Here is a 17,475-nt window from a genome sequence, read left to right as displayed (position 1 = left end):
CCCTTCTCACGCCGTAGAGTTGCGCGCACGCCAACCGCAAGATCGACCGATTACGAGGCATCTCCGTGCGCCGACGTTCACTGCTCCTCGCCGCCGTTCCCGCAGGACTGGTCACGCTCGCCGGGTGCGGCGACGGGGATTCGAAGTCCAGCAAGGCGAGCGCGTCTCCGTCTCCGTCGGCGTCGTCCGCTCCGCCGCCGAAGATCGTGGACGGTCCGCTGCCGGCGATCACGGCGGGCAAGGAGTTCGGTCAGAAGCCGACGGTGGCCAAGGGCGAGGGGGAGCCGTCGAAGAACCTGGCGGTGCGCACGGTCATCGCGGGCAACGGCCGTGCGGTCGTGGAGAACGACTTCATCCGGGCGAACTATCTGGGTCAGATCTGGAGCTCGGGCAAGGTCTTCGACAACTCCTACGACCGGCAGCCGCTGGTGATCCAGTTGGCGCAGGGCAGCATCATCGACGGCTGGCGGTACGGGCTGGCGGGCAAGAAGACCGGCAGCCGGGTGGAGATCGCGGTGCCGCCGACGTGGGGGTACGGCGAGTCGGGCAACCCGCAGGCGGGGATCAAGGGCACGGACACGCTGGTGTTCGTCATCGACGTGATCGATTCCTTCAACTCCAAGAGCTCGGCCAAGGGCAAGCCCGTCCCGCAGAACGACGCGGCGCTGCCGAAGGTCGCCACGAACACCGACGGCGCCGCTCCGAAGGTGACCATTCCGAAGTCGGCGCCGCCGAAGAAGCTGGTGTCGAACTACGTGCTGGAGGGCGACGGCCAGGCGGTCAAGAAGGACCAGACGGTGCTGTGCCAGTTCCAGGGTCTGGTGTGGGACAGCGGCAAGGTGTTCCAGCAGACGTACGGCACCGGGCGGCTGAGCCAGTTCTCGGTGGAGCAGATGGAGCAGGTCGTCAAGGGTCTGGCGCAGGGCATCACCGGCAAGAAGATCGGCAGCCGGGTGCTCGTCGTGGTCCCGCCGGACCTCGCCTACGGCGACAACCCGCCCGGCGGGGGCGACATCAAGAAGGGCTCCACGCTCGTCTTCACGGTGGACATCCTCGCCGCGATGTAGGGCGCGCCGGATGCCCCGCGAGGGGCGGCGGAGCCGTGAGCAATGAAAGACTGTCCGTGTTACGTGTCGTACACAAGCAGGAGCTTTGACGTGAACATCGACAAGCCGGAGATCGACTTCCCGGGCGGCGAGCCGCCGGCGGACCTCGAGATCAAGGAGATCTGGGAGGGCGACGGCGAGGTGGCCGAGGCGAAGGACTTCGTCAAGGTCCACTACGTGGGTGTCGCCTTCTCGACCGGCGAGGAGTTCGACGCCTCCTGGAACCGCGGTACGCCGCTGGAGTTCCAGCTCGGTGTCGGCCAGGTCATCCAGGGCTGGGACAAGGGTGTGCAGGGCATGAAGGTCGGCGGCCGCCGCCAGCTCACCATCCCCGCGCACCTCGCCTACGGCGACCGTGGCGCCGGTGGGGCGATCGCTCCGGGCGAGACCCTGATCTTCGTCTGCGACCTGGTGGGCGTGAACAAGCGCTGACCCGGTGATCGACCGGATCTGATCGAGGAAGGGCCCGTACTCCGTGTACGGGCCCTTCTTTTATGACCTTTGCTGTCCGTAATGGCCCTTCTTCTTTGTTCTGGCTTTTGCCGCGCCACCGCTGGGCGGTACGGTCGACGATCGGAAGCACCAGAGGAAGGCGAAGGGCGTCGATGGCCATTGCCAAGGCCGAGCGGCTGATGAACCTCGCGCTGTGCCTGCTCGGCACACGGCGGCCGCTCAGCAAGCGCGAGCTGCGCGAGTCCATCGAGGCGTACCTGGAAGCGGGCTCGGACGACTCCTTCAACCGCATGTTCGAGCGGGACAAGGACGATCTGCGCGAGCTGGGACTCGTCATCGAGACCGTCGAGAACATCGAGGGCGAGGTCGGCTATCTCGCCCGCAGCGACAGCAACCGGCTGCCGCCCATCACCCTGGACGCCGAGGAGGCCGCCGCCCTCGGGCTCGCCGCCAAGGTCTGGCAGCAGGCCCGGCTCGCCGGTGCGGCCAGCGGCGCCCTGCAGAAGCTGCGCGCCGCCGGACTGCCCGAGGACGTCGACCCCTACGGCGCGCACAGCGCCCTGGAGCCGCGCATCCCGGTGCACGAGGCCGCCTTCGAGCCGCTGATGCTCGCCTGCCGCGACCGCCGCCCGGTGCTCTTCGACTACCGCAAGGCATCCGCCGCCCACCCCGAGCCCCGGCACGTCGAGCCGTGGGCGCTGGAGTGCTGGCGCGGCCACTGGTACCTCGCGGGCTGGGACCGCGACCGGGGCGCCGAGCGCGTCTTCCGGCTCTCCCGGATCACCGGAAAGGTCCGCGCCCGCGGCACCGGCTTCACCGCGCCGGTGCCCGACGTCGTCACCGTGCGCGAGACCGTGGCCGGGTGGGCCGGCGAGAGCGCCGACCGCTCCGCGCTGATCCGGTTGCGCTCGGGGGCCGGATATCCGCTGCGCGCGAAGGCCGCCAAGGTCCGCGACCTCGGCGACGGCTGGGACGAGCTGGAGATTCCGTACGGGCACGGCCTGGACGCCTGGCTGGTGGAGTTCGGGCCCGACGTGGTGGTGCTGGAACCGGCCGAGCTGCGCGCGGACGTGGTGGACCGGCTGCGCGCCGTGGCCAAGGGCTGATGGGGGAGCTGAGCACAACCATGGCAGGAAAAGCGGTCAGGCCCGCCAACGCCATCGACCAGACCCGGCGGATGCTGTCCCTGGTGACCTATCTGCGCGAGCGCCCCGGCGCCCGGATCGCGGACGTGGCACGCGCCTTCGGCATCACCGAGGACGAACTGGTCTCCGACCTCGACGTGCTGCCCATGTGCGGCACCAGCTTCCGGGGCGGCGACCTCCTCGACATCGACACCGACGGCGAGCGCATCTGGTGGCACAACCCCGCCGCCCTCGGCGCCGACGCCGCCGAACCGCTGCGGCTGGCCGCCGACGAGGCGACCGCGCTGCTGGTCGCCGCCCGCGCGGTGGCCACCCTGCCCGGTCTGCGCGAGAGCGACCGCCAGGCCCTGCTGCGCGCCACCGCCAAGGTGGAGACCTCGGCGGGCGACGCGGCCGGGGCCAGCTCGCGGCTCTCGGTGACCTTCGAGTCCGAGGGCGGCGTCTTCGCCGACGTGGACCGGGCCATCTCCGAGCGCCGCAGGCTGTGGATCCGCTACTACTCCCCGGCCCGCGACGAGCTGACCGAGCGCGAGATCGACCCGATCCGGCTGGTGAGCGTCGGACACACCTACGTCGAGGCGTGGTGCCGCCGCTCCGAGGCGCGCCGCACCTTCCGCCTCGACCGCGTGGCCGAGATCCGCATCCTCGACGAGCCGTCCGCGCCGCCCGAGATAGCACCCCGCGACCTCTCCGAGGCGCTGGTGCAGCCGGCCGCCGAGGACCCCGAGGTCGTGGTCGAGGTGGGCCCGGGCGGCCGCTGGGTCGCCGAGTACTACCCGCACGACAGCGCCGATGAGCTTCCCGACGGCGGGCTGCGTATCACTCTGCGCACCCCCGATCCGGCCTCGCTGCGGCGGCTCGCCCTGCGGCTCGGCCGCGACGGCCGGATCGTCTCGCCGCCCGAACTGGCCGACAGCGCCCGCCGGGCGGCCCGCGAGGCGCTGGCGGCGTACGAGTCCTACGGCGCCGACGACAGCGCCGACGGCGTGCCGGAGGGGGTGTCCGGCGGCGCGGACGGGACGTACGAGCGGGGGGAGCGCGGGCTGTGAGCGAGGTTTCGGTGTCCGAGGCACGGACGGCGGGCGGTGGCCGGGGGGCGGGGGTCCGGGGGATGACGGTCGCCGCCGCCTTCGCCGGGATGCGACGCGTGGTGCCGGTGGTGTTCAAGGCGGGCTGCCCGGACTGCCGGGGCCGCTTCGAACTGGCCGCGAGCGCGCTGCGCCTGGCCGTCGGAGCCTCCAGCCGCACCACCTTCTACGCCTTCACCTGCCCCGGCTGCGGGGCCGCGGTGCGCAAGCCCGCCGGGGAGCGGATCGTGGAGCTGCTGACCGGCGGCGGGGTACGCACCCTGCGGCTGCACTCCACCGCGTGAACGGGACCGTGAACCGACGGCCGTCCGGAACCGTCTAGGCTCTTCGGCATGTTCTGGCCGATGTTCGCGGTAGCCATGGGTTTCCTGGGTCTGGTCGTCCTCGGGGTGCTCGCCGTCCGGGTGTTCCTGGCGGCGCGGGGCCTGGGAGAGCAGGTCGCGCGGTCGGCCGACCGCATCGGCCGGGCCGCGGAGGACCTGGAGCGGGCCGCGGTGAGCGCGGCACGGGCCGCCGACACGCTGTGACGTCCGCCATCTCCGGGCCCGCGGGTCCCGGCCGTACCAAGGGCGGGGCGGCCCTCCTCCCTGTCGGACGACCGGGGCGGGCAGGTACGCTGCTTCTCGCGGTGCGCAGATCGAGGCTCGCATCGCGGACCGGGACGATGCGCGGGGATCGCTTCGCGTTCACCTCTGAGCGTTACGATCGCCGCGACCACGATCGCTCGGACGCCTGCCCGACTGGTCGGACAGCCCCCACCCAGCCGCCTCGGTGAGAAGGTAAAGACTTATGTTCGGAAGGCTCGGAGCCCCCGAGATCATTCTCCTCCTCGTCGTCATCATCCTGCTGTTCGGCGCGAAGAAGCTTCCGGACATGGCCCGCTCGCTCGGCAAGTCCGCACGCATCCTCAAGAGCGAGGCCAAGGCCATGAAGGAAGAGGGCGGCAGCAACCAGGCCGGCCCGTCCAACGGCGAGCAGCCCGCCGCGCAGCGCACCATCCAGGCCGCCCCGGGCGACGTGAACAGCGCGCGCCCGGTCAACGAGCCCACGGACACCACCCAGCGCTGACCCGCGGCCGGACCCCCGGCCTGCCGCACGAGATGAGGACGTGGGTTGCTCAAGTCTGCCCGCAAGCAGGAGAAGGACCCCGAGGGGCGGATGCCCCTGGCGGACCACCTGCGTGAGCTGCGCAACCGGCTTGCGAAGGCGCTGCTGGCCGTCACCGTGGTGACGTGTGTCGCCGCCTTCTACTACAACGACATCATCAACGTCGTCACCAGGCCGATCATGGACTCGGTCGGCTGCACCAAGTCCTTCGCGGAACTGGCGAAGTCGCCCGACGGCCACACCTGCGCGCGGATCACGGTCAACGGTCTGCTCGGACCGTTCACGCTCGCGCTGAAGGTCTCCCTCATGGCCGGTGTCGTGGGCGCCTCCCCGGTGTGGCTGTACCAGCTCTGGGCGTTCATCGCGCCCGGTCTGCACCGGCACGAGAAGAAGTACGCCCTCGGCTTCGTCGCCACCGGAGCCCCGCTGTTCTTCGCCGGTGCCTACTTCGCCTACAAGGTGCTGCCCACCTCGGCGAAGGTCCTGATCGGCTTCACCCCGCAGAACGCCGACAACCTGCTGCCGCTGGACGATCTCCTCGACATCGTCATGCGCATGGTGCTCGTGTTCGGTCTCTCCTTCGAGCTGCCGCTGCTGCTGGTCATGCTCAACATGACCGGCGTGCTCTCCGGCAAGCGGATGCTCGGCTGGTGGCGGGGCATGATCCTCGGCATCACCGTGTTCGCCGCCGTCGCCACCCCCAGCACCGACCCGCTGACCATGCTGGCGCTCGCCGCCCCGATCTGGGTGCTGTACTTCGGCGCGGTCGTCCTGTCGCTGCTCAACGACCGGCGCAAGGCCCGCCGCCTGGCCGCGGGACCCGACGACGACGAGGCCTCCGAGCTGGACCTCACCCCCGAGGCCATAGACGAGGTCGAGCCCGTCCGCGCCGGGCGCGCCCTGCCCGAGCAGGCGAGCGGGGAGCGGTCGGGCGACTACGACGACGTGACCTGACGTGAGGTGAGCGCTGCCGCGCCGAGCGGTGCCGAGCGCCGAGCGCCGCCGCACCGTCACCGGATGCCCCCTCCCACCTGGGACGGGGGCATCCTGCGTCCCGGCCCCGCCCGGAGCTTTCCGGATCTTCAAGGATCCCCCGACTTCCGGATAATGATCGTCCTGTTGTCGGTGCGGCCCGGTACGCTCGAAAGCACGATGACAGAGGACCTCTCACCGGCCGAGCGGTACGCGGCGTCCCGAGTGCGGGCCGCCGAGCAGGCCACCGCGCTCGCGGACTTCCGCGAGATGTACGACTTCGGCCTCGACCCCTTCCAGATCGAGGCCTGCCAGGCGCTGGAGGGCGGCAAGGGCGTCCTGGTGGCCGCCCCCACCGGCTCCGGCAAGACGATCGTGGGCGAGTTCGCCGTCCACCTCGCCCTGGAGCAGGGCAAGAAGTGCTTCTACACGACGCCCATCAAGGCGCTGTCGAACCAGAAGTACGCCGACCTGTGCCGCCGCTACGGCGCGGACAAGGTCGGCCTTCTCACCGGTGACAACAGCGTCAACTCCGACGCCCCGATCGTCGTCATGACGACCGAGGTGCTGCGGAACATGCTGTACGCCGGTTCCCAGACCCTCCTCGGCCTCGGCTACGTGGTCATGGACGAGGTGCACTACCTCTCCGACCGCTTCCGGGGCGCCGTCTGGGAAGAGGTGATCATCCACCTGCCCGAGTCGGTCACACTGGTCTCGCTGTCGGCCACCGTGTCCAACGCCGAGGAGTTCGGCGACTGGCTGGACACCGTGCGCGGCGACACCGAGGTGATCGTCTCCGAGCACCGGCCCGTGCCGCTGTTCCAGCACGTCCTCGCCGGACGGCGGATGTACGACCTGTTCGAGGAGGGCGAGGGCCACAAGAAGGCCGTCAACCCCGACCTCGTCCGGCTCGCCCGCATGGAGGCCACCCGGCCCTCGTACCAGGACCGCAGGCGCGGTCGTGCCATGCGCGAGGCCGACCGGGAGCGCGAGCGCAGGCAGCGCTCGCGGGTGTGGACGCCGAGCCGGCCCGAGGTCATCGAGCGCCTCGACGCCGAGGGCCTGCTGCCCGCCATCACCTTCATCTTCAGCCGCGCGGCCTGCGAGGCCGCCGTCCAGCAGTGCCTGTACGCCGGGCTCCGGCTCAACGACGAGGACGAGCGCGAACAGGTCCGCGCCCTGGTCGAGGAGCGCACCGCCAACATCCCGCCGGAGGACCTGCACGTCCTCGGGTACTACGAGTGGCTGGAGGGCCTGGAGCGGGGCATCGCCGCCCACCACGCGGGCATGTTGCCGACCTTCAAGGAGGTCGTGGAGGAGCTGTTCGTGCGCGGCCTGGTCAAGGCCGTGTTCGCCACCGAGACCCTGGCGCTCGGCATCAACATGCCCGCCCGCTCGGTCGTGCTGGAGAAGCTCGTCAAGTGGAACGGCGAACAGCACGCCGACATCACGCCGGGCGAGTACACCCAGCTCACCGGCCGTGCGGGACGGCGCGGCATCGACGTCGAGGGCCACGCCGTGGTGCTGTGGCAGCGGGGGATGAGCCCCGAGCACCTGGCCGGGCTCGCGGGCACCCGTACCTATCCGCTGCGCTCCAGCTTCAAGCCGTCGTACAACATGGCGGTCAACCTGGTCGAGCAGTTCGGGCGGCACCGCTCGCGCGAGCTCCTCGAGACGTCGTTCGCGCAGTTCCAGGCCGACAAGTCGGTCGTCGGGATCTCCCGGCAGGTGCAGCGCAACGAGGAGGGACTGGAGGGCTACAAGGACTCCATGACCTGTCACCTCGGCGACTTCGACGAGTACGCAGGGCTGCGCCGCGAGCTGAAGGACCGTGAGACCGAGCTGGCCCGGCAGGGCGCCAACCAGCGGCGCGCGGAGGCCGCCGTCGCACTGGAGAAGCTCAAGCCGGGCGACATCATCCACGTGCCCACCGGCAAGTACGCGGGCCTCGCGCTCGTGCTCGACCCCGGCCTGCCCGCCGGGCGGACCGGCGGCCACCGCGGCTTCGACCAGCACGACGGGCCCCGTCCGCTGGTGCTCACCGCCGAACGGCAGGTCAAGCGGCTGGCGTCCATCGACTTCCCCGTGCCGGTGGAGGCGCTGGACCGGATGCGCATCCCGAAGACGTTCAACGCGCGCTCCCCGCAGTCCCGCCGGGACCTCGCCTCCGCGCTGCGCACCAAGGCCGGGCACATCCCGCCGGAGCGGGCCCGCAAGAAGCGCTCCCAGGCCGCCGACGACCGGGAGATCGCCCGGCTGCGCACGGCCATCCGCGCGCACCCCTGCCACGGCTGCGACGACCGCGAGGATCACGCCCGCTGGGCCGAGCGCTACCACCGGCTCCAGCGCGACACCTCGCAGCTGGAGCGGCGCATCGAGGGCCGTACGAACACCATCGCGCGGACCTTCGACCGGATCGTGGCGCTGCTGACCGAGCTGGACTATCTGCGCGGCGACGAGGTCACCGAGCACGGGCGGCGTCTCGCCCGGCTCTACGGCGAACTCGACCTGCTCGCCAGCGAGTGTCTGCGCGAGGGCGTCTGGGAGGGGCTCAGCCCCGCCGAACTCGCCGCGTGCGTCTCGGCGTTGGTGTACGAGTCGCGGGTCGGTGACGACGCGATGGCACCCAAGCTGCCCGCGGGCAAGGCGAAGGCGGCGCTCGGCGAGATGGTGCGGATCTGGGGGCGCCTCGACGCGCTCGAAGAGGACTTCCGGATCAGCCAGACCGAGGGTGTGGGGCAGCGGGAGCCGGACCTCGGGTTCGCCTGGGTCGCCCACCAGTGGGCCTCGGGGAAGGGGCTCGACGAGGTGCTGCGCGAGGCGGAGATGCCGGCGGGTGACTTCGTACGGTGGACCAAGCAGGTGATCGACGTTCTCGGGCAGATCTCGGCGGCGGCTCCTCCTTCGGAGGGATCGACGGTGGCAAAGAACGCCCGTAAGGCTGTTGATCAGTTGCTGCGGGGCGTGGTGGCCTACTCGTCCGTGGGGTAGCTGTCGTCCGGCGGCTGCGGGTTGTCCGCGGCTTGTCGCGCAGTTCCCCGCGCCCCTTTCAGGTCGGCTGTCCTGCTCTGTGTTGAGTTGGGGCGGCCGGCCTTTTCGTATGCCCGCACGTGGCTACTTACTGTGTTCGAATAACTTCCCTGCGTGCAAATGGGGTTGAGGTTACTCCTGGTATCGCGGCGATTTCAGGTGCTTGCCGAATATGACACCGCGATGATCCGGTCGGACTAAGCTCGCCCGCGGCGCACCCGGTTGAGATGAATTCGGGTGCCTGTACCCAAACATACGATTCGCCCCAGAAGGCATCCATGGTGAGTGTTCAGAAACCTCCCGGTGTCCGTGAACGTCCTTACGCACGCGTGTTGTTGCCCCCCGGTCTGCTGATGATCGCCGTGACCGCCGCCGCCGTCGCCCTGACGCCGGCCGCCGCCCGTGTCGCCGTCGCCTGCTGCGGGGCCGTGGCCACGGTGCTGGTGCTCGTCACGGCCGGTGAAGCCGTGCGGCGCGGGCGGGAGTTGCGGACGGTACGCGCCGAACACGCCCGGCACACCGCTTACCTGGAGCAACGCGTCGCCGCCCACGACGCCCAGCTCGACCGGCTGACCACCGATGTGCTGCCCACGGCGGTGTACCGGCTGCGCGGCGGTGACCTGCTCCGGGAAGTGCTGCCCAAGGTCGTCGACAACGACCCCGAACTGCGGAACATGCCGCGCTCGCAGCGCGACCTGCTCTACGCGGCGCTGCGCGCCGTGGACCGCGAGATCTCCATGCGCGACGCCTCCGAGCGCGCGTTCGTCACCATCGCCCGCCGCGTCCAGGCCATCGTGCACCAACAGGCCAAGGAACTGCGGGAGATGGAGGAGGACCACGGCCGCAGCCCCGAGGTCTTCGACGACCTGCTGCGCATCGACCACGGCACCGCGCTGATCGGCCGTCTCGCCGACACCATCTCCGTCATCGGCGGCGGACGGCCCGGGCGGCAGTGGCCCAAGCCCGTGTCGCTGTACAGCGTGCTGCGCGGTGCGATGTCCCGCATCCTGGAGTTCCCGCGCATCAACCTGAGTTCGATCGTCAACATCAACATCAAGGGCACCTCGGTCGAGCCGATCATCCACGCGGCCGCCGAACTCCTCGACAACGCCACGCGCTACTCGCCGCCCACGGCCAAGGTGCACGTCACCGCCGTCGAGGTGCAGAGCGGTGTCGTCATCGAGATCGAGGACGCGGGCGTCAGCCTCAGCGAGGAGTCCCGGGCCCGCATCGAGAAGATGATCGACGACGCCAAGCACGCGGACGACGCCGACTCCCTCGGTGAGAACCCCCGGCTCGGCCTCGCGGTCGTCGGCCGGCTGTGCACCTCGTTCGACATGGACGTCTCGCTGCGCGCCTCCGCGTACGGAGGTGTCCGCGCCATCCTCATGGTGCCGCGCAACATGACCACCACCGAACCCGGTGTGGGTGTCGCCCACGGCATCGGCGCCACCGCCGTCCCCATGCCCGAACTCGGCGCCCTGGAAGGCCCCAAGCGGCCGCCCAAGAAGCGCCGGCCCACCAGCCCCCGCATCCCCGCCGGTGTCTCCCTGGAGGACGACGTCCCGGAGGTCACCGAGTGGACGCCGGGCGGGCTGCCGCAGCGCCGCAGCCGGGTGAAGACCCCGCTCGCCCAGCGGTACGCCGAGCAGGAGGCCATCGAGCGCGCCGAGGCCGAGGGCAGGCCCACCATCTGGTCCCAGCGGCAGGAACCCGAACCGGAGCCCGAGATCGACCCCGAGCGGCAGAAGCTGCTCGACAGGGAGCCCGGCCTGTGGGTCGACGCCTTCTGGGAGGGGCTGAAGAAGGACAACCCGGGCGTGCACCCGACCGACTTCACGCGGAACCCGACCGCGTATCTGCACCTGATCAACGACTCGGCCGACACGGAAGCCGGCGACGAGGGGGACCTCAAGTGATCCAGCAGCGCGCGAACTTCGACTGGATGCTCAAGCAGCTGCACGACGGTGTGCCGGGCATCGAGATGATCGTGGTCCTCTCGGCGGACGGACTGCGCATCGCCCGCTACGGCGGCGACCCGGACGCCGCCGACCGCATGGCCGCCGCCTGCGCCGGCGTGCAGAGCCTCGCGGGTGCCGTGGCGCAGGAACTGCCGGGCAGCAGCGGGGAGATGAAGCTCGTCGTCATCGAGATCGACGGCGGCTACTTCTATCTGATGGCCGCGGGCGACAACGCCTATCTCGCCGTGCTCGCCGACGTGGTGTGCGAACCGGGCCGGATGAGCGGCATGATGCGCGACCTCGTCGTCCGGATCGGCGCCCACCTCACCAGTCCGCCCCGGCGGAACGGGCAGACCGTATGACTCCACCGCGACGCACCCGGCGGGCACCGAAGGAACCACCCTCGCCGCCGCCCGTCCCCGCGCCCGCGCCCGCCGCGCCGGCGGAGGGCGAGGAGAGCCCGGGCAACCCGGAGCGGCTGTACGCCCTCACCGGGCTCAGCGACGGCGGACGGATGGACCTCGACTTGGTCACCCTGGTCGTGGCGCGTTCCGCTCCGCCGCGCTCGGGCACCCCCGAGCAGGCGGCCGTGCTCGGGCTCTGCGGCAACCCCTTGTCCGTGGCCGAACTGTCGGCCTATCTGAAACTGCCGTTCAGCGCGATGACCGTACTGATCACCGAGCTGATCACGGCCGAACTGGTGCAGGTGCGCGCCCCGATCGTCCGGCAGGCGAGGCCCGACCGTTCCATCCTCGAAGCGGTGATGCATGGACTTCAACGGCTCTGACACCCGGAGCGCCCCGATCCCCGGCCCGCGCACCGAGGACCGGCTCCCGCACACGGCGCAGGCCGCCGTGAAGATCGTGATCGTGGGCGGCTTCGGCGTCGGCAAGACCACCATGGTCGGCTCCGTCAGCGACATCCGGCCGCTGACCACCGAGGAGACCATGACCCAGGCCGGCATCGGCGTGGACGACAACTACGGCTCCGACTCCAAGACGGCCACCACCGTGGCCATGGACTTCGGCCGCATCGGCATCACCGAGAAACTGGTGCTCTACCTCTTCGGCACCCCGGGCCAGGAGCGTTTCTGGTTCCTGTGGAACCGGCTCTTCGAGGGCGCCCTCGGCGCGGTCGTCCTGGTGGACACCCGGCGCCTGGAGGTCAGCTTCGACGTCATGGGCCGCCTGGAGGAGCGCGGCGTGCCCTTCATCGTCGCCGTCAACTCCTTCCCGGACGCGCCCCGGCACCCCGTCGAGGAACTGCGCACCGCGCTCGACCTGGCCGAGGACATCCCGATCGTCGAGTGCGACGTACGACGCCGTGCCTCCAGCAAGGACGTGCTGCTGACCCTCATGCGGTTCCTGCACTCGCTCGCGCTCTCCGGAGCCCTCGTCTGACCCGCGCGGGCCCACCGACCCGCCTCCCATCCGTTCCCGGAGCGACACTGTGACGCCTGAATCCCACCCCCCGACGGGCACCCACGACCCCGGCGCGGGACCGCCGCCCGGCTGCCCCGCGCACCACCTCGGCCCCGGCGCCCTGCACCGCCTCCACGGCCCCGGCGCCGAGGACCTGGACGACCTCTACGAGTGCCTGCGCGAGCAGTACGGCCCGGTCGCCCCCGCCCTCCTCCACGAGGACGTGCCGATGTGGGTCGTCCTCGGCCACGCCGAGAACCTCCAACTGGTGCGCAGCCCCTCGCAGTACACCCGCGACAGCCGCATCTGGACCCCGCTGCTCGACGGCCAGGTCAAGCCGGACCACCCGCTGATGCCGCACATCGCCTGGCAGCCCATCTGCTCGCACGCCGAGGGCGACGAGCACCAGCGGCTGCGCGACGCGGTCACCTCCGCGATGGCCACCATCGACAACCGCGAGATGCGCCGCACCATCGGCCGCTACACCCAGGGCCTGGTCAACGCCTTCTGCGAGCGCGGCCACGCCGACCTCGTCCCGCAGTTCGCCGAGCATCTGCCGATGGCCACGCTGTGCGCGATCCTCGGGATGCCCGAGGAGTACAACGACCGGATGGTGCAGGCCGCCCGCGACGCGCTCAAGGGCACCGACACCGCCATCCAGAGCCACGCCTACGTCATGGAGGCGCTCGGCCGGCTCGCCCTGCGCCGCCGCGCCCGCCCCGAGAACGACTTCACCAGTCACCTCGTCACCCACGAGGCGGGGCTGAGCGACGACGAGGTCCGCGAACATCTGCGGCTCGTCCTCTTCGCCGCCTACGAGGCCACCGCCAACCTGCTCGCCAACGCCCTGCGCATGGTGCTCACCGAGCCCGGCTTCCGCGCCCGGCTCAACGGCGGCCAGATGACGGTGCCGGAGGCCATCGAGCAGTCGCTGTGGGACGAGCCGCCGTTCAGCACCGTCCTCGGCTACTACGCCAAGCAGGACACGGAGCTGGGCGGCCAGCGCATCCGCCGGGGCGACGGACTGCTGTTCGCGCCCGCCCCCGGCAACGTCGACCCCCGGGTACGGTCCGATCCCCGCGCGCAGATGAAGGGCAACCGCTCCCACCTCGCCTTCGGCGGCGGCCCGCACGAGTGCCCGGGACAGGACATCGGGCGTGCCATCGCGGACGTGGGCGTGGACGCCCTGCTGACCCGGCTGCCGGACATCCGCCTGGACTGCCCGGAGGATGACCTGCGCTGGCGTTCGTCCATCGCCTCCCGTCACCTGGTCTCGCTGCCGGTGCGGTTCGAGCCCAAGCTCCAGCAGGACGTCTCCCTGCCGCCCAGCCAGTCCCCGATCCCGCGCCCGCGCGAACAGCGGCAGATCGCGGCCCAGGCGAGGGCGGTGGCGCCGGCCCCGGTGCCGGAGCCGCGGCAGGAACCGGTGCGGCCGGCGGCCGAGCCGGTGCGCGTGTGGGAGTCCGTGCGGACGCCGGAGCCGGTCGGCGCGGCGGTCTCCGGCACAGAGTCCGGCCGGGAGAGCGTGTGGCGGCGGCTGATGCGCTGGTGGGTCGGGGAGTGAGGGTCAGTCCTCCTCGGCCCACGCGGCCGGGGAGGACCACGCCCGCAGCGTGCGGCCGCTGGTGAACGCGTGCCGCGCCCCCGTCACCGGGTCGGTGAACTCCAGCTCGCGCGCCAGCAGTTGCAGCGGGCGCCGGAAGACACCGGGCGGCTCGGGGTCGGCCACCTCGGGGTAGAGGGGGTCGCCGAGGATGGGGATGCCGAGGGCGTTCAGATGCACCCGTAGCTGGTGGGTCTGCCCGGTGCGCGGCACCAGCCGGTACCGGGCGAGGCCGTCCCGCTCGCGGTGCGCGGCGCACTCCACCAGCGTCTCGGCGTTCGGTTCGCCCGGCACCTCGAACGCGGCCAGCGTGCCGCGCTCCTTCACGATCCGGCTGCGCACGGTCCGGGGCAGGACGAGCCGCGGATCGTACGGCGCGACCGCCTCGTACTCCTTGCGCACCAGACGGTCGCGGAACAGCGTCTGGTAGGCGCCCCGCTCCTCGGACCGCACCGTGAACAGCACCAGCCCGGCGGTGAGCCGGTCCAGGCGGTGCGCGGCGCTCAGCGCGGGCAGGGCGAGGTCGCGGCGGAGCCTGGCCAGCACGGTCTCGGTGACATGGCTGCCGCGCGGGGTGGTGGCGAGGAAGTGCGGCTTGTCGGCGACCACGATGTGCTCGTCCCGGTAGACCACCTCCACCGGGAACGGCACCGGCGTCTCCGCCGGATGCTCGCGGTGGAACCACACGTACATCCCCGGCTCGTACGGCGCGTCCGGCGCCACCGGGCGCCCGTCGGCGCCCACGATCAGCCCGGCCTCGAACATCGCGGCGATCTTCCCGGGCCCCGCGCCGGTCAGCCGCTCCACCAGGTGTTCCCGCACGGTGGCCCACGCCCCGGCGGCGGGCAGCCGCACCCGCACCGGGTCGATTCCCCCGCGCTGGGGGAGCGGGGCGGGCGGGGGCGGGGTGCGGCGTCTCATCGGGTCCCAGGGTACGGGGGCGGCCCGGGCCGGAAATGCGGTGCGCGGGCGGGCGGGACGTTGGCAGGATGCCGCTCATGCCGATACTCGTACCCCCCGTCCTGCCCGCCGGCGCCCTCGCGCGTCTTCCCCAGCCCGTGATCCCCGCCGCCGACGGCCTGCTCCTGCGTCCCTGGCGGAAGGAGGACGCCCCGGGCGTGCACGCCGCCTTCCAGGACCCGGCGCAGCGCCAGTGGCACGGCAGGTTCACCGAGTCCGAGGACGAGGCCGAGGTCTGGATCGAGAACTGGCTGGGCGACTGGGCGGAGGAGAGCCGGGCCTCCTGGGCCGTGGCGGACACGGACACCGGCGAGGTGGTGGGCAGGGTCGCGCTGCGCGAGATCCACCTGGAGGACGGCTGCGCGGAGGTCGCCTACTGGACGGTGGCCGGAGCGCGCGGGCGGGGCGTCGCGGTGACGGCGACCGGGGCGCTCACCCGCTGGGCGTTCGAGGAGATCGGTTTCCACCGCCTGGAACTCACGCACTCCACGGCCAACGAGGCGTCCTGCCGGGTCGCCGCCAAGGCCGGGTACGACCTGGAGGGCACCCGGCGCAGCTACGTCCTGCACCAGGACGGCTGGCACGACATGCATCTGCACGCACGCGTGCACGAGCGCTGACGCGGCCCGCCGGATCGGCGGGCCGGGGGAGGGCTCAGGCGGCGGTGCCGTCGCCCTCCTGCTCGGCCTCGATGCGGGCGTTCCACTCCCGCTTGGACGCCTGCCAGCCGTCCTCGTCGTGGCCCAGCCGCCAGTAGCCGGAGATCGACAGATCCTCGCGCGGGAGCTGCCGCTCGACGCGCAGCATCCGGCGCAGCTCCTTCACGAAGGACGCCTCGCCGTGCACGAACACGTGGGGGCGGCCCTCGGGGAACTCCAGTGCCCGGACGGCCTCCACCAGGGCCTCGCCCACCGGGCGGTCGCCGCGGTGCAGCCAGACGACCTCCACGTCGGAGTCGATCTTCTGCTCCTCCTCGGGCCCGGCCACCTCCACGAAGGTGTGCGCGCGCGAACCCGACGGCAGCGTCTCCAGGGCGCGGGCGATGGCGGGCAGCGCGCTCTCGTCCCCCGCGAGGAGATGCCAGTCGGCGGCGGGGTCGGGGGCGTAGGCGCCGCCGGGGCCCATGAAGCGCAGCGTGTCGCCGGGGCGTACCCGCAGGGCCCACGGTCCGGCCACGCCCTCGTCGCCGTGGATGACGAAGTCCAGCGTGAGCAGCCGCTGTTCGGCGTCCCAGTCCCGCACGGTGTACGTGCGTGTCACCGGCCAGCTCTCGCGCGGGAGTTCGGCGCGGATCCGGTCCAGGTCGAAGGGCTCGGGGTAGACGATCCCGGGGTCGGGGGCGAAGAGCAGCTTCACATAGTGGTCGGTGTGGGTGTCGGCGGAGAACTCGGCGAGGCCGTCGCCGCCGACCACGACACGCTGGGTGTGCGGGGTCAGCCGCTCGGTGCGCACCACCTGGGCGGTATGGAGCTTGCGCGGCTTTCGCCCCGGACGCTCTGCCATGACGGCCTCCTGCTGCCTTGGTTAGGTTTACCTAAGCTAGCATCCTGGTCCGAGGTGCACGCTCCCTGCGGGGGAGTCGACGGCCATGTCCGGGACATTCCGTCCGGTAGCCCCCGGCGCCCAGGGCGCCCCCGCTCTCGTCGGGGTCACTCGCCAAGCGTGCCCAGGAGCCGCTGCAGGGAACCCCCCAGACCCCAGCGGGCGGCCAGCGCCTCCAGCGCCGCCGGGTCGCGCGGGGTGTGCGGCAGTGCGGTGTCCACGGCGGGCAGCGGGACGTCGCCGGCCACCCGGACCACCTTCGGCGCCACGTCCAGGTAGCCGCGCGCCTCGGTCAGCCGCCTGCGCTGGGCCGGGGTGAGCCGGGAGGCGGGGTCCTCGGCGGCCGCGACGATCCCGGCGAGGTCGCCGTACTCCGCCAGCAGCTTGGCGGCGGTCTTCTCGCCGACTCCGGGCACGCCGGGCAGGCCGTCGCTCGGGTCGCCGCGCAGCAGGGCCAGATCCGCGTAACCGCGGCCGTCGACGCCGTACTTCTCGCGCAGGACCGCCTCGTCGGTGAGCTGGAGGGTGCCGACGCCCTTGAGGGGGTAGAGCACACGGATGCAGCGGGCGTCGTCGACCAGTTGGTAGAGGTCGCGGTCGCCGGTGACGATGTCGACCGGGCCGTCCGCGCGGGCGGCGAAGGTGCCGATCACGTCGTCGGCCTCGTATCCGGCGACGCCGACGCGGGCGATGCCGAGCGCGTCCAGCACCTCCTCGATGACCGGGACCTGAGGAGTCAGGGTGTCCGGCACCTCCTCGGTGTCCGGTCCCGCCGGCTGCTCCTCGGCGACGCGGTGCGCCTTGTAGGAGGGGATCAGCTCCACGCGCCAGGCCGGGCGCCAGTCGGCGTCCATGCAGGCGACGAGCCGGTCCGGCCGGTGGTCCTTCACGAGGCGGTCGATGAAGTCGAGCAGCCCGCGCACGGCGTTCACCGGCGTGCCGTCCGGCGCCCGCACCGAGTCCGGCACGCCGAAGTAGGCGCGGAAGTAGAGCGAGGCGGTGTCGAGGAGCATGAGTCGTCCGGTCACGCTCGCATCATGCCGTACGGCACCGACAGCACGGCTCATGCCGGACGGCGACGGGGAGG

General features: G+C 71.7%; 18 protein-coding genes. 15 read left to right on the top strand and 3 right to left on the bottom strand.

Annotated elements, in window-relative coordinates; genetic code table 11:
• Positions 1-65: 65 nt before the first annotated feature.
• From ACWEEU_RS20695 to ACWEEU_RS20630, 14 genes are all read left to right on the top strand, one after another.
• Positions 66-1,067, top strand: coding sequence for an FKBP-type peptidyl-prolyl cis-trans isomerase (locus tag ACWEEU_RS20695; protein WP_451734087.1), 1,002 nt, complete (start codon positions 66-68; stop codon positions 1,065-1,067).
• A gap of 90 nt (positions 1,068-1,157) precedes the next feature.
• Positions 1,158-1,538, top strand: a complete 381-nt coding sequence (locus ACWEEU_RS20690) for an FKBP-type peptidyl-prolyl cis-trans isomerase (protein ID WP_385750694.1) — start codon at positions 1,158-1,160, stop codon at positions 1,536-1,538.
• A 173-nt stretch (positions 1,539-1,711) separates the two neighbouring features.
• Positions 1,712-2,665: a helix-turn-helix transcriptional regulator gene (locus ACWEEU_RS20685; protein ID WP_385750697.1), complete on the top strand. Its 954-nt coding sequence runs from the start codon at positions 1,712-1,714 to the stop codon at positions 2,663-2,665.
• Positions 2,666-2,685: 20 nt separating this feature from the next.
• Positions 2,686-3,753, top strand: a complete 1,068-nt coding sequence (locus ACWEEU_RS20680) for a helix-turn-helix transcriptional regulator (protein ID WP_451734084.1) — start codon at positions 2,686-2,688, stop codon at positions 3,751-3,753.
• A 62-nt stretch (positions 3,754-3,815) separates the two neighbouring features.
• On the top strand, positions 3,816-4,076 hold the full coding sequence (locus tag ACWEEU_RS20675) for a hypothetical protein (protein ID WP_385746252.1): 261 nt from the start codon (positions 3,816-3,818) through the stop codon (positions 4,074-4,076).
• 48 nt (positions 4,077-4,124) lie between these two features.
• Positions 4,125-4,319: a hypothetical protein gene (locus ACWEEU_RS20670; RefSeq protein ID WP_199585906.1), complete on the top strand. Its 195-nt coding sequence runs from the start codon at positions 4,125-4,127 to the stop codon at positions 4,317-4,319.
• Between the two features lie 262 nt (positions 4,320-4,581).
• Positions 4,582-4,860: a Sec-independent protein translocase subunit TatA gene (gene tatA / locus ACWEEU_RS20665; protein WP_385746178.1), complete on the top strand. Its 279-nt coding sequence runs from the start codon at positions 4,582-4,584 to the stop codon at positions 4,858-4,860.
• 45 nt (positions 4,861-4,905) lie between these two features.
• A complete protein-coding gene (tatC, locus tag ACWEEU_RS20660) occupies positions 4,906-5,853 on the top strand; it encodes a twin-arginine translocase subunit TatC (RefSeq protein WP_385746180.1) in 948 nt (315 codons plus the stop codon).
• Between the two features lie 153 nt (positions 5,854-6,006).
• A complete protein-coding gene (locus ACWEEU_RS20655; protein ID WP_385746182.1) occupies positions 6,007-8,862 on the top strand; it encodes a DEAD/DEAH box helicase in 2,856 nt (951 codons plus the stop codon).
• A 317-nt stretch (positions 8,863-9,179) separates the two neighbouring features.
• Positions 9,180-10,820, top strand: coding sequence for an ATP-binding protein (locus ACWEEU_RS20650; protein ID WP_385746184.1), 1,641 nt, complete (start codon positions 9,180-9,182; stop codon positions 10,818-10,820).
• Positions 10,817-11,224, top strand: a complete 408-nt coding sequence (locus ACWEEU_RS20645) for a roadblock/LC7 domain-containing protein (RefSeq protein ID WP_018549147.1) — start codon at positions 10,817-10,819, stop codon at positions 11,222-11,224. The genes ACWEEU_RS20650 and ACWEEU_RS20645 overlap by 4 nt, the downstream gene beginning before the upstream one ends.
• Positions 11,221-11,649, top strand: coding sequence for a DUF742 domain-containing protein (locus ACWEEU_RS20640; protein ID WP_385746185.1), 429 nt, complete (start codon positions 11,221-11,223; stop codon positions 11,647-11,649). Before ACWEEU_RS20645 ends, ACWEEU_RS20640 begins: the two co-directional genes overlap by 4 nt.
• Positions 11,630-12,262 carry a GTP-binding protein gene (locus ACWEEU_RS20635; protein ID WP_385746187.1) on the top strand — a complete coding sequence of 211 codons (633 nt, stop codon included), beginning with the start codon at positions 11,630-11,632 and terminating at the stop codon, positions 12,260-12,262. The genes ACWEEU_RS20640 and ACWEEU_RS20635 overlap by 20 nt, the downstream gene beginning before the upstream one ends.
• Positions 12,263-12,311: 49 nt before the next feature.
• On the top strand, positions 12,312-13,847 hold the full coding sequence (locus tag ACWEEU_RS20630) for a cytochrome P450 (RefSeq protein WP_451734080.1): 1,536 nt from the start codon (positions 12,312-12,314) through the stop codon (positions 13,845-13,847).
• A 3-nt stretch (positions 13,848-13,850) separates the two neighbouring features.
• Here ACWEEU_RS20630 and ACWEEU_RS20625 read toward each other — a convergent pair whose 3' ends face one another.
• A complete protein-coding gene (locus ACWEEU_RS20625) occupies positions 13,851-14,807 on the bottom strand; it encodes an RluA family pseudouridine synthase (RefSeq protein ID WP_451734078.1) in 957 nt (318 codons plus the stop codon).
• A gap of 77 nt (positions 14,808-14,884) precedes the next feature.
• Here ACWEEU_RS20625 and ACWEEU_RS20620 point away from each other — a divergent pair, with 77 nt between their 5' ends.
• Positions 14,885-15,466 (top strand): GNAT family N-acetyltransferase, encoded by a 582-nt coding sequence (locus ACWEEU_RS20620; protein WP_385746193.1) that lies wholly within the window; start codon positions 14,885-14,887, stop codon positions 15,464-15,466.
• A 34-nt stretch (positions 15,467-15,500) separates the two neighbouring features.
• On the opposite strand, the gene ACWEEU_RS20615 is transcribed toward ACWEEU_RS20620, so the two are convergent.
• A complete protein-coding gene (locus tag ACWEEU_RS20615) occupies positions 15,501-16,349 on the bottom strand; it encodes a siderophore-interacting protein (protein ID WP_451734075.1) in 849 nt (282 codons plus the stop codon).
• A gap of 146 nt (positions 16,350-16,495) precedes the next feature.
• On the bottom strand, positions 16,496-17,416 hold the full coding sequence (locus ACWEEU_RS20610) for a 5'-3' exonuclease (RefSeq protein ID WP_451734073.1): 921 nt from the start codon (positions 17,414-17,416) through the stop codon (positions 16,496-16,498).
• Positions 17,417-17,475: the final 59 nt, after the last annotated feature.

The sequence above is a fragment of the Streptomyces sp. NPDC005004 genome (genome assembly GCF_053600675.1).
This window is presented reverse-complemented; position numbering and strand designations above follow the sequence as displayed.